This window comes from Actinopolymorpha pittospori, from assembly GCF_014873875.1.
Lineage (GTDB): Bacteria > Actinomycetota > Actinomycetes > Propionibacteriales > Actinopolymorphaceae > Actinopolymorpha > Actinopolymorpha pittospori.
The window spans coordinates 10,039,183-10,050,243 of sequence record NZ_JADBEM010000001.1 but is presented as its reverse complement, the minus strand read 5'-3'; the positions used below and the strand labels follow the sequence as shown (position 1 = coordinate 10,050,243).

Annotated in this window: 11 protein-coding genes; 7 read left to right on the top strand and 4 right to left on the bottom strand. The window is 70.8% G+C overall.

Going from position 1 to position 11,061, the window contains the following annotated elements; all coding sequences use genetic code 11:
• The first annotated feature begins 13 nt into the window (after positions 1–13).
• The 6 genes from HEB94_RS46465 to HEB94_RS46440 all read left to right on the top strand — a co-directional run bounded on the left by HEB94_RS46465 (position 14) and on the right by HEB94_RS46440 (position 6,892).
• Positions 14–2,137 (top strand): hypothetical protein, encoded by a 2,124-nt coding sequence (locus tag HEB94_RS46465; protein WP_192755750.1) that lies wholly within the window; start codon positions 14–16, stop codon positions 2,135–2,137.
• 6 nt (positions 2,138–2,143) lie between these two features.
• Positions 2,144–3,376, top strand: a complete 1,233-nt coding sequence (locus tag HEB94_RS46460; RefSeq protein WP_192755749.1) for a DegT/DnrJ/EryC1/StrS family aminotransferase — start codon at positions 2,144–2,146, stop codon at positions 3,374–3,376.
• Positions 3,377–3,400: 24 nt separating this feature from the next.
• A complete protein-coding gene (locus HEB94_RS46455; protein WP_202896906.1) occupies positions 3,401–4,009 on the top strand; it encodes an acyltransferase in 609 nt (202 codons plus the stop codon).
• Complete coding sequence (locus HEB94_RS46450; RefSeq protein ID WP_192755747.1) at positions 4,006–5,094, top strand: DegT/DnrJ/EryC1/StrS family aminotransferase; 1,089 nt, start codon at positions 4,006–4,008, stop codon at positions 5,092–5,094. Before HEB94_RS46455 ends, HEB94_RS46450 begins: the two co-directional genes overlap by 4 nt.
• The gene (locus tag HEB94_RS46445; RefSeq protein ID WP_192755746.1) at positions 5,091–6,095 is read left to right on the top strand and encodes a Gfo/Idh/MocA family protein; all 1,005 of its coding nucleotides are present in this window, start codon (positions 5,091–5,093) and stop codon (positions 6,093–6,095) included. Before HEB94_RS46450 ends, HEB94_RS46445 begins: the two co-directional genes overlap by 4 nt.
• Before the next feature lie 95 nt (positions 6,096–6,190).
• Entirely contained in the window at positions 6,191–6,892 is a 702-nt protein-coding gene (locus tag HEB94_RS46440; protein WP_337918452.1) for an HAD family hydrolase, read from the top strand.
• A gap of 111 nt (positions 6,893–7,003) precedes the next feature.
• On the opposite strand, the gene HEB94_RS46435 is transcribed toward HEB94_RS46440, so the two are convergent.
• Positions 7,004–7,912, bottom strand: coding sequence for a dihydrodipicolinate synthase family protein (locus HEB94_RS46435; RefSeq protein WP_192755745.1), 909 nt, complete (start codon positions 7,910–7,912; stop codon positions 7,004–7,006).
• A 106-nt stretch (positions 7,913–8,018) separates the two neighbouring features.
• Between HEB94_RS46435 and HEB94_RS51930 the strand changes: the two genes are divergently transcribed.
• The gene (locus tag HEB94_RS51930; protein WP_337918451.1) at positions 8,019–8,543 is read left to right on the top strand and encodes a DinB family protein; all 525 of its coding nucleotides are present in this window, start codon (positions 8,019–8,021) and stop codon (positions 8,541–8,543) included.
• Between the two features lie 46 nt (positions 8,544–8,589).
• Here HEB94_RS51930 and HEB94_RS46425 read toward each other — a convergent pair whose 3' ends face one another.
• Genes HEB94_RS46425 through HEB94_RS46415 form a run of 3 tightly spaced genes read right to left on the bottom strand, consistent with a single transcriptional unit; the run spans position 8,590 to position 10,962 of the window.
• Complete coding sequence (locus HEB94_RS46425) at positions 8,590–9,720, bottom strand: winged helix DNA-binding domain-containing protein (protein ID WP_192755743.1); 1,131 nt, start codon at positions 9,718–9,720, stop codon at positions 8,590–8,592.
• A gap of 40 nt (positions 9,721–9,760) precedes the next feature.
• Positions 9,761–10,456, bottom strand: a complete 696-nt coding sequence (locus HEB94_RS46420) for a maleylpyruvate isomerase family mycothiol-dependent enzyme (protein WP_192755742.1) — start codon at positions 10,454–10,456, stop codon at positions 9,761–9,763.
• Between the two features lie 35 nt (positions 10,457–10,491).
• On the bottom strand, positions 10,492–10,962 hold the full coding sequence (locus tag HEB94_RS46415; protein WP_192755741.1) for a DUF3224 domain-containing protein: 471 nt from the start codon (positions 10,960–10,962) through the stop codon (positions 10,492–10,494).
• Between the last annotated feature and the right edge of the window lie 99 nt (positions 10,963–11,061).

The following is an 11,061-nucleotide window of genomic DNA, read 5'->3' as shown; positions in this document are numbered from 1 at the left end:
GGGTCGGCTGTCCGTGCGTACGACGCTCGTCTGCCTGACCGTCCTGTTCGGCCTGCTCGCCAGCGCCTGCGCCGACGCGTCCAGGCTGCAGCAGTCGTTCGAACCCGCGCCGATGGAGGCGGGTGGCCCGGACGGCTCAGCGACCGCCGAGTCACGTGCGCTGCCGACCGTGCCGCCGTCGGCGCCACCGATGCAGCCGAGCAACCCGAGCTTCGAGGAGCCTCTCGCGGGTACCTGCCCGGCACGCTGGGCCTGCGAAACCTCCGGCGCGGCGAGCGCGACCCTCAGCTCGGAGGTCGCGCACGGCGGCAACCACGCCCTGCAGGTCTCGGTTCCGAACGAACGGGACGTCTACACCCTGCGCAGCGCCCGGATGCCGGCCCAGCCGCAGCGCACCTACGTCGCGACAGTGTGGCGACGCTCCTCCAGCGCGGCCGCGGGCGGCGAGTCGGTCCGACTGCTCTTCTACGACGCCCAGAACAAACTCGTCGGCTCCCAGAGCGAGCGGGACGGCGAGCCGGAGCCCTGGGCCTGGGGTGGAGTCTCCGCCAAGGCGGACTCGCCGATGGGCACCAGGTCGGTCGCGATCGAGATCACGGTGCAGGGACCTGGCCGGACGGTCTGGCTGGACGGTGTGAAGGCCCGCGACAGCCCGATCCTCGAGGTGTGGGGAGGCACCGGCGTCCGCCGCGGCGAGTCGAGCGACACCCTGACCCTGCAGGTCACGACACCGACGCCGGGCGGCGTCCACATCGGCACCATCGACGCGTTCGGGCAGCACCTCGCCGTCCGCGGGTCGGCGCGCCTCGAGTCCCAGGACGGCGACCGGCTCGCCTACGCCCTCGCCGGTTCGGCGAAGTACCAGGCCGACACCAAGACGATCGTCGTACCACCCGGCCAGCCGGCCACCATCCACATCACCGGCGGACGTTTCACGCCCACGCCCGGCACCGGGTTCCCGCGGGCCACCCTGGGCGACCCGGTGGCGGGTGCGAGCTTCCCGGTGTTCGTGGCCGCACAGAACTTCTCCGACGGCTCGAGCGGCGCGTTCGAGCTGCCTGACCGGCAGGCGATCCTCACCGCCGTCAACCAGCTGGGGAAGTACCTCGACGGCCGCCGGCTCCCCGACGGTGGCTGGGCGATCGCGCACCCGTACTGGCCGGGCCAGCTCCGCGAGGACCCACAGGCGATCGCCGTCATCACCCAGGGCTACCTCTACCGCGCCCAGTCCTCCTCCGACGCGACCTACGAGGCACGCGCCCGGCAGGGCCTGGAGTGGCTCGTGAAGAACCAGCACAGCGACGGCGGCTTCGGGCTGCCCTGGCCCTTCGGCGCGCACACCGGCCACTTCAACACCCGCCTGCACTATCCGGGCGGCGCCGACTCCCACCGGGCGGGCGACCCGCTCGCCGTGGTGACGATCGCCGCCGGGAGCGCGCTGCTGGACGGCTTCAAGGTCTACGGCGACAGCCGCTACCTCGCCGCCTCCGCCCGCGCCATGAACTACCTTCTGCACGGCCCCAACGGCTTCCAGTGGCTCGACGCCAACCACACCCGCGGCAGCATTCCCTACTGCGACCTGCGGCCCGTCCTGGAGCCCGACGACCCGCGGGTCGCTGCCCACGCGGTCCTACCGGCTGTCCGCAACAGCTCGGTGGAGATCTACAACATCGACGGCGCCGCCCTGTCGTTCATGAAGGGGCTGTATGTCGAAACCGGCGACAAGCGCTTGTTGACATACGGTGACGCGATCGCCGCCAACCTTGCGACTAAGGTCCGTGATGATGGCTCGATCCCGTATTCGTGGTACGAGCCGTCTCCTCACTCAGGCGGATATGCCAACATCTCTTACACCGGTCTCTTCGAGTACGGCGGAATGCGGGGACGTGATGACTGGGTCGCCACAGCCGGCCGGGGGTTCAGCTGGATGGCCAACCACGCCCGCACCGGCATGGTTCCGACGGAGGGCTACGCGTCGGTGTACGGCCTGAATCTCTCCCTCGACGTCTCCCGCTACGTTTCGAGGACCCTGGTCAAGCAGAAGGCCGACGGGTCCTTCACCGGCGGCACGGCCACCCGCACCGACGCCGTGGTGTTCGGCATCCTGTCCAACCTGCTCCTCAACATGGGAGGCTGAAAGCCCATGTCCGTCCCCGGTTCCACGCGCGCCGCCACGCTCGCCGTGTCCGGTGGTGCACCCGTGCGTACGGCCGCCTTCCCGCCCTGGCCCTACTTCGCCGAGGACGAGATCGCCGCGGTCGTGGAGGTGCTGCGATCCGGCCGAGTCAACTACTGGACCGGCGGTGAGGGGCGTGCGTTCGAACGCGAGTTCGCCGCCGCGGTAGGCACGGAGTACGCCGTCGCGCTGTCCAACGGCACAGTGGCGCTGGAACTCGCCCTGCGCGCCGTGGGAGTCGGCCCCGGGGACGAGGTCGTCGTACCCGCCCGGACGTTCGTCGCCACCGCGAGCGCGGTGGTGGCGGTCGGCGCCAGCCCCGTCGTCGCCGACATCGACCCGGTGACCCAGACCCTCACCGCGGCGACCGTGGAGGCCGTCCTCACACCTCGGACCCGGGCGGTGATCCCTGTCCATCTGGCCGGCTGGCCGGCGCCGATGCAGGAGCTGATGGCGCTCGCCGGCACCCACGGCCTGAAGATCGTCGAGGACTGCGCCCAGGCGCACGGCGCGAAGCTCGCCGACCGGACCGTCGGGTCGCTCGGACACGTCGCCGCCTGGTCCTTCTGCCAGGACAAGATTCTCACCACCGCCGGTGAGGGCGGCGCGGTGACGACGAACGACCAGGAGGTCTGGCGCGCGGTCTGGGAGTACAAGGACCACGGCAAGAGCTACCGCGCCGTCTACGAGAAGGAACACCCGCCGGGCTTCCGCTGGCTGCACGAGTCCTTCGGCACCAACGCCCGGATCAGCGAGGTGCAGGCGGCGCAGGGGCGGCGGGCGCTGGCGAAGCTGCCCGAGTGGTCCGAACGCCGGCGCGCCCACGCGGCCACGCTCGACGCGGGCCTGGCCGACGTGCCCGGACTCCGGCTCACCGTGCCGCCGGACGACGTCGTACACGCCTACTACAAGTACTACGCCTTCGTCCGGCCGGACGAACTCGCACCCGGCTGGGACCGCGACGCCATCATGGGCGCGGTCGAGGCCGAAGGCGTGCCCTGCTTCCAGGGCGCGTGCGCGGAGATCTACCGCGAGAAGGCGTTCGACAGCGGCGGTCGACCAGCCGAGCCGCTACCGGTCGCCGGTGAACTCGGGGAGACTTCTCTCATGCTTCTCGTCCATCCCACGTTGACGAAGCGGGATATCGACGACACGGTGGAGGCGTTCCAGAAGGTCATGGCCGCCGCCACCGATCAATGACCAAGTTCGTTACCCTCAATGGCCATGAGCTCAGGCTTCGTCGCCGACAGCGCCGACGTTGACGAGCGTGCCGTCATCGGCGCGGACACCTCCGTCTGGCACCTGGCGCAGATCCGGGAGAACGCCGTACTCGGGCAAGGCTGCATTGTCGGGCGCGGCGCCTACGTCGGTGCCGGTGTGCAGATCGGCAAGCACGTCAAGATCCAGAACTACGCCCTCGTCTACGAGCCGGCGGTGCTCGAGGACGGCGTCTTCGTGGGCCCCGCCGCCGTTCTCACCAACGACCAGTACCCGCGCTCGGTCGATCCCAGCGGCCAACTCAAACGCGGTGACGACTGGGAAGCCGTCGGCGTGACGCTGCGCGAGGGAGCCTCGCTCGGTGCCCGCTCTGTCTGCGTCGCCCCGGTGACCGTGGGGCGATGGGCGCTGGTGGCCGCGGGAGCCGTGGTGGTCAAGGACGTTCCCGACTTCGCGCTGATGGCCGGCGTACCGGCTCGGCGGATCGGCTGGGTCGGCCGTGCCGGCGTACGCCTCGAGGACAAGGGTGACGGGCGGTGGGTATGTCCCCGCACCGGCACCGGGTATGTGGAGAGCGCGGGCATCCTGCGCGAGGACGAAAGCGAGACGACATGAGCACGGGGGCGATTCCGGCCGCGAAGCCGATGATCGGTGACGAGGAACGCCGGGCGGTCGACCGGGTCCTCGCCAGCGGCATGGTGGTGCAGGGGCCCGAGGTCGCGGCGTTCGAGGAGGAGTTCTCCGCGCTCGTCGAGGGTCGACCGTGCGTGGCGGTCAACTCCGGCACCAGCGCGCTGCACCTCGGCCTGCTCGCCGCGGGTGTCGGGCCGGGCGACGAGGTGATCGTCCCGTCCTTCACCTTCGCGGCCACCGCCAACTCCGTGGCGCTGACGGGTGCGACTCCGGTGTTCGCCGACATCGAACCCGACCACTTCTGCCTGGACCCGGTCGCCGTCGAGGCCGCCGTCTCCCCGCGGACGGTCGGCATCATGCCGGTCCATCTCTACGGCCACGCAGCCGACATGACGGCTCTCCAGGCGATCGCCGACCGACACGGTCTGGCGCTGTTCGAGGACGCCTGCCAGGCGCACCTCGCGAGCTGGCACGGCCGACCGGTCGGCGCGCTCGGCACGATCGGCACGTTCAGCTTCTACCCGACCAAGAACATGACCACCGGCGAGGGTGGCCTGGTCGTGTGCGCCGACGAGGAGATCGCCCGCAAGGTCAGGTTGCTGCGCAACCAGGGCATGGAACGCCGGTACGAGAACGAACTGGTCGGCTTCAACACCCGGATGACCGACATCGCGGCGGCGATCGGCCGGGTCCAGCTGACCAAGGTCGGTGCCTGGACCGAACGCCGACAGGCCAACGCCAGCTACCTCGACACCCACCTCACCGGCGTCGCCACCCCGAAGGTCGCCGGCGGTGCGGTGCACGTTTACCACCAGTACACCGTCCGGGCGCACGGCCGCGACGCCCTGCAGGCGCGGCTGTCGGAGGCGGGCATCGGTACCGGTGTCTACTACCCGATCCCCAACCACCGGCTCCCGTCGTTCGCGGACGGGGCCGGACGTGGGGTCGACCTGCCGGAGACCGAACGCGCGTGCCGCGAGGCGATCTCGCTGCCGGTGCACCCGGCGTTGACCGACAACGATCTCGAACGCATTGTCGCTGCGGTGACGAAGGCGGTGGAAGCATGAGCGTGCTGCGGGCGGGCCTGCTCGGCCTGGGCATGATGGGCCGACACCACGCGCGGGTGCTGCGGTCCCTGGAGGGCGTCGAACTCGTGGCGGTCGCCGACCCGGGCGGTGACCCCCATGGCGTCGCCGGAGGGCTGGACCTGCTGCCCGACGTCGAGAAGCTCGTCGGCGAGGGCCTGGACATGTGCGTCGTCGCCGTACCCACCGGCTTCCACGAGGAGGTCGGGCTGGTCCTCGCCGACGCCGGCGTCCACACGCTGGTGGAGAAGCCGCTGGCCAGCAGTGTCGCCGGTGCTGAGAAGCTGGCCGCGGCCTACGAAGCGGCTGGGCTGGTCGGCTGTGTCGGGCACATCGAGCGCTACAACCCGGCGCTGCAGAACCTTCGCGCGCGACTTGCCCAGGGCGAGCTTGGTGAGATCCACCAGGTGATCACTCGCCGCCAGGGACCGTTCCCCAACCGGATCGCCGACGTCGGTGTGGTCAAGGACCTCGCCACCCACGACATCGACTCGACCGCCTGGGTGACCCAGCGTTCCTACCGTTCGGTGTCCGCGCGGACCGCGCACAAGAGTGGTCGCCAGTACGAGGACCTCGTCGCCGTCGTCGCCCAACTCTCCGACGGTACGGTCGTCAACCACCTCGTCAACTGGCTGTCCCCGATGAAGGAACGCGTCACCGTCGTCACCGGCGAGCGCGGAGCGTTCGTCGCCGACACGGTCTCCGCCGACCTGACGTTCCACGCCAACGGTGTCCGTCCGCTGGAGTGGGACACCATGGCGTCCTTCCGTGGCGTGACCGAAGGCGACATGATCCGCTACGCCATCGCCAAGCCCGAACCGCTGCGCACCGAACTCGCGGCCTTCCGGGACGCCGTGCTCGGCAAGCCGGTGACGGGCGACGCTGGTGGGGTCGTCGGGATGCGGGAAGGTCTCGCGATCGTCGAGGTGGCCGAGGCGATCATCTCCTCGGCGGCGCAGGGACGTACCGTCGACCTCGTCTGAGGGCGGCTCTCATTCACCGCGAGCCTGCTGCCAGGCGCGCCGCCGGCACGGTCGCGAGCGCTGCGGGCGCACCGGTGAGCGATGCTGGTGCGGCCGTGAGCGATGCGGACGCGGCCGCGAGCGATGCGGACGCGGTCGCGAGGCCGATCGCTGTGGTGTTCGATCTCGACGGCACTCTCGTCGACACCATGCACTCGATGCTGCGGGCGTACGCCGACACCATCCGTGCGCTCGGCGGTCCCGCCGTCACGCCGGACGACATCGTGGCCACGTGGCACATCGGTCCGACCCCTGTCGTCCTCGCGCACTTCCTCGGTCGGCCCGCTGAGCCGTCCGACCTCGACTGCTTCCGCCGGTACGCGAACGCTGCGGCCTCAGCGGCACGCGCCTTCCCTGGCGTCGCGGAGATGCTCGACCGTCTCGACGAGGCGGACTGTCGACTCGGGGTCTTCACCAGCGCGACCCGCCACTCCGCTGATCGCGTGCTGGCGGCCTCCGGCCTCGTCGGGTATTTCACGGTCGTGGTGTGTGGCGACGAGGCCCGCAGTCCCAAGCCGGCACCGGACGGATTGGTCCTTGCCTGCGCGTCCCTAGGTGTTCCCGTCAGCGACTCCGTCTACGTCGGAGATGCGGATGTCGGCCTGCGATGTGCCGACGCGGCGGGTGCGCACGGCATTCATGCCGGCTGGGGTGGGTCACTCCGGGTCGACAGCCCGCACGCGGTGGCTCGTACGCCCGGCGAGGTCCTGGAACTCCTCACCCGACTGTTGGGTGGAAAGCTCGGCCTGGCTGGCTAGCTCGTCCTGACCGGGGCTGGGACGTGCGGGACGGGCAAGTTGGCCTTGCCCTCGGGTCAGAAGGGTGGCGGATCGTCGTCGGCTGGCGTGGCTCGGCGGGAGGGCCGGTGACTATGAGGACCGCAGTGCCTCCAATGCCCGCGCGACCTCCTCGCGCTTGGCCTGCGGCAGCAACCGGCTTGGTGGGCGTACGTCCCGCTGACCCAGGTTGAGTTGTGCCAAGGCTTCCTTGACGACCGCGACGTTGTCGGCGGATCCGTCGGCGGCGCGGAGTTCTTCGAACGCGCGGACTCCTCGCCAGATCGCCGCCACCGCAGGGGAGTCACCGGCGCGCAGCGCGTTCAGCAGGTTCAGGGGGACGGTGGGATCCACGTTGGCGATTCCGGAGGTGAAGCCGCGCGCGCCCCAGGTCCAGAACGACGGTGCGTGCATCTCGGCCAGGCCGGCCAGCCAGACGAACCGCTCCGCACCCGCGTCCTGGACCATGCCCGCGAAACGCATGGGGTCGGGCACGGCGTACTTGACCCCGATGACGTTCGGGCAGAGTTCGCCGAGCCGGCGAAGCTCCTCCGCACCCACCCGCGTGCTGCGGACGTACAGGACGACGCCGAGTTCGGGAACCGCGTCCGCGATCGTCCGCAGGTAGCCAAGCCAGCCTTGCGGAGAGACGAACGGGTGGGCGAGTTCGTGCACCATCACCATCGAGGCGCCGGCGTCGCGGGCCTGGCGGGCGGCCTCGGTCGCGCCCGGCAGGTCGAGTCCGACGCCGGCGAGTACGTCGGCGTCGGCGCCGACGGCCTTCACCGTGTTGTCAACGAGGGCTTGGCGTTCGTCCGGAGTCAGGGTGTAGAACTCCCCGGTGTTGCCGTTCGGCGTGACCACGGTGATGCCGCCGTCGACCATGCGGCGGAGGAGGGCGGCGTGCGCGTCGAGGTCGACGGAGCCGTGGGCAAAGGGCGTGACTGGTACGGCCACCGCGGTGGCGAGCTTCTCGGCCAGTGCGCTGAAGTTCGTGGGCATTCTCGCGACGTTAGGTCCCGGTCACGCTCTGGTCAACAACCGAATCCGGCGTACGACGCTCCCGGGAGGGGCGGGCGTCGTCGGCGGCCGCGCCTACAGTGTTCCGGTGACCGAGCCCAGCGAACCCAGCAAAGACCTCGCCGACCCGGACGAGTTGCTCGCCGCCTATCTCGACTACTACCGCGACGTGGTGCTCCGCAAGCTCGACGGTATGTCGGAGCAGGACCTGCGCACGAGTCGGCTCCCGTCCGGATGGACGCCGCTGGAGCTGCTCAAGCACCTGACCAACGTCGAGCGGCGCTGGCTCCAGTGGGGGTTCCTCGCCGAGCAGGTGCCGGATCCGTGGTCCGACAACGGGCCCGACGGGCGGCCCGACGGACGCTGGCGGGTCGAGCCCGAGGAATCGGTCGACGACCTCCGCACGGCGTTCCGCGAGCAGGCCGCGCGGTCCCGGAAGATCGCCGCCGGGGCCAACCTGGCCGACGTCGCCGCGCTCGGAGGACGCTTCGGCGAGGGCGGCGAAGCGCCGACGCTGGGCTGGATCCTGTTCCACGTTCTGCAGGAGTACGCCCGGCACGCCGGCCACCTCGACGTCGCCCGTGAGCTCGCCGACGGCGCCACGGGGGAGTGACGGCATCTCACGGTAGGGGCGAGGCGCGGAGGAGTGGCCGCCCGTGTCAGTCCTGCGCGAAGACCACCGACGCGTCGGCGATCCGGCGGGCCGTCGCCACCCGTTCGGCCTCCTCCTCGATCCTTGCCCGGGCGGCCTTGGCGAGCTTCCCGAAGCCGTGCACCGTCACTGTCAACCGCTTCTTGCCACTCGCACGTGCCCGCCAGGTCCCCGCGATCTCGCCCCGCAGGAACACCACTCCAGGGTTGCCGAGGATCTTCCAGATCTCCTTCTGGCGGGCGGGATCGGGCACCAGCACGTCACGGTCCCGGGACTGCAGGTACGGGTCGAGGGGCGGCAGCAGTCGGGCGTAGTCGGGCTGCTCGACATCTCGCAGTGCGGCCAGGTCCTCCTCCGGGAGGAAACACCGGTGGCCGTCCACGCGTACCTCCGTCAGCCCGTCCGGCCAGTTCGGCGTGACCTCGGTCCGGGTCGTACCCAGGTAGCCGGCCACGTCGGAAGCGGTCGCGGGTCCGTGTAGCCGCAGATAGGTACGGACGACCTCGGACGTACCGGCCCCCGACTTCGGGATGCCGGGCCGACCTTCGAGCGGCACCAGGATGGGCGGTGACGTGTCGAACTCGTGGCGGACACCGGCGGGGAGACCCACCAGCTGGAACAGTCCGCCGTAGATGTGCCGGGCCTTGCAACTACGGCAGTCGTAGGAGTACGCGTCCGGCAGCCGCCTGGTGATCTCCGCGCTGACCTCGCCCTTGGGTGTCGGCCTGGTCACGACGGCGCGGAGCGCCTTGGCGGCCGCCTGGAACGCTTCGAGCGGCGCGATCCCGGCGGCCGCCAGAGGCTTACGCTCGGCGGCCAGCCGGGAGGAGGCGTCCCCGTCGCCGCGGGGCCAGAGGGCGCGGGCCAGCCCGGCCAGATCGGCTCGTCGGTGCAGGTGGGGCGCGCCGCGGAAGGACCACAGCACGGTGAAGTCCCCGTCGTCGGCGAAGGGGTCGCCCTCGCCGTCGGGGAGTTCAGGGAGCCGCGCGGCCAGCGCGAGCCGGGCCGTGTCCGCGGCGCTGTTCTGGACGCCGAGGTCGAGGACGCCGAGCTTGGCCGGGTCGTCGACCGCCCGGTCCAGGCCCTGGGCGGCGGCGCGGTAGGCCAGCACCTGCGTGCGGTTCACGTCGAGGACCATGCGACTCTCCTGTCTTCCCTGTCCATCCGCCGGGCGGCCATTACTCGGGGAGCGGTGTGCCCTGCCGGAAGCTGCCGAACACCGCGAGCGCGTCCATCGCCGCCTCGCCCCCGTCGCCCGCCCAGGCGAGCGCCCGCACCTGCTCCCTGGTCCGCCGGCCGCCGATGGTTCGCAGCAGCTCGTACGCGGAGACGGTCAGTGTGGTGGTGGGTTCGCCGGCGCCGAGGACCAGCGGCTCCCCGTCGACGACCACCCGGATCGCCGGTCCGCCGGACTCGCGCAGCCGCTTGTCGATCTCCTGAAGCGGGCGGCGCAGGCCCGCGCGGACGGCGGGATCCTCGCGGGCTCCCGGCCGGTCCAGTGCCGTACGGAAGTCCTGCTCGTGCGAGATGACCTCGGCGACCAGCACCTCACCCATCGGTGAGGCGAGCATCTCCTCGGCCATGGCGCGGTGCTTCTCCCATTCGGCGAGGGAGTCGGCCACACTCTGGTCCCGACGCTCGCGGACCGTCCGCTCGCCGAAGTTGTCCCCCTCGGCGAGGTCGAACCTCCTGGCCAGAAAGTCACCGAGCCCACCTGCGAGGTGGGCGACCATGGCCCCGACCGTCCATCCGGGGCACGCCTGCACCGGTGTGGCCGGGTCCGCGTCGCGGACGAGCTCGATGATCCGGGCTCGGCTCGCGTCGTACAGTTCGGCGCCGTCGGTCACCGCGCCATCGCCGTTGATGTCGCTCATGCCTGCCTGCCTTTCGCGCCCGTCGGGCGGTCGGTCTACTGGCCGTCGAACTCGTGGACGAACGTGTACGGCGTGCCGCCTTCGCTCTGACCGGCGGTGAAGCCGCCGTGCCCGCGCAGGCCGGTGAGTCCATCAGTAGCGGAGCCGGGCACGACTGTCCAGGTTGCCTTGACGGTGGTCCCGGAGAAGCCGCCGTCGTGCGCGAGGACGAAGGTGCCCGAGCGACCGTCGACGGTCCCGGTGACCTGTTCGTACCCGTGGTAGTGCCCGTCACCCCAGCCCTCCGTGCCGCCGCCGTAGAAGAGCACGTAGTGCGCGTCGCTGGTCCCGGCGATCACGCCCTCGAAGCGGGTGGTGGTGTGGGCGTGGGCCACCCGCGGGCCCTTGTCGTCCTCGCCGGGCTGGGGCTCCTCCCAGCTCAGGGTGGTGAAGATCCCGCCCGCGGTGGCCTGGTCGGTCGAGGCCTCGTCGTTGGAGTTCGTCGGGTTGGTCGCGTTCGTGCTCACGCGGTGTTCTCCGTTCGTGGTCGTACTTCGGCTTGCCGTGACCCACTCTCGTCGACGTACCTGTCAGTCCCTGTCAGGTATCGGCGACAATGCTTCGGG

Excerpts from the sequence above, each read along its gene's own strand:
- HEB94_RS46460 (WP_192755749.1), top strand. The coding sequence starts at position 2,144 with ATGTCCGTCCCCGGTTCCACGCGCGCCGCCACGCTCGCCGTGTCCGGT.
- HEB94_RS46455 (WP_202896906.1), top strand. The coding sequence starts at position 3,401 with ATGAGCTCAGGCTTCGTCGCCGACAGCGCCGACGTTGACGAGCGTGCC.
- HEB94_RS46450 (WP_192755747.1), top strand. The coding sequence starts at position 4,006 with ATGAGCACGGGGGCGATTCCGGCCGCGAAGCCGATGATCGGTGACGAG.
- HEB94_RS46445 (WP_192755746.1), top strand. The coding sequence starts at position 5,091 with ATGAGCGTGCTGCGGGCGGGCCTGCTCGGCCTGGGCATGATGGGCCGA.
- HEB94_RS46435 (WP_192755745.1), bottom strand. The coding sequence starts at position 7,912 with ATGCCCACGAACTTCAGCGCACTGGCCGAGAAGCTCGCCACCGCGGTG.
- HEB94_RS46425 (WP_192755743.1), bottom strand. The coding sequence starts at position 9,720 with ATGGTCCTCGACGTGAACCGCACGCAGGTGCTGGCCTACCGCGCCGCC.
- HEB94_RS46420 (WP_192755742.1), bottom strand. The coding sequence starts at position 10,456 with ATGAGCGACATCAACGGCGATGGCGCGGTGACCGACGGCGCCGAACTG.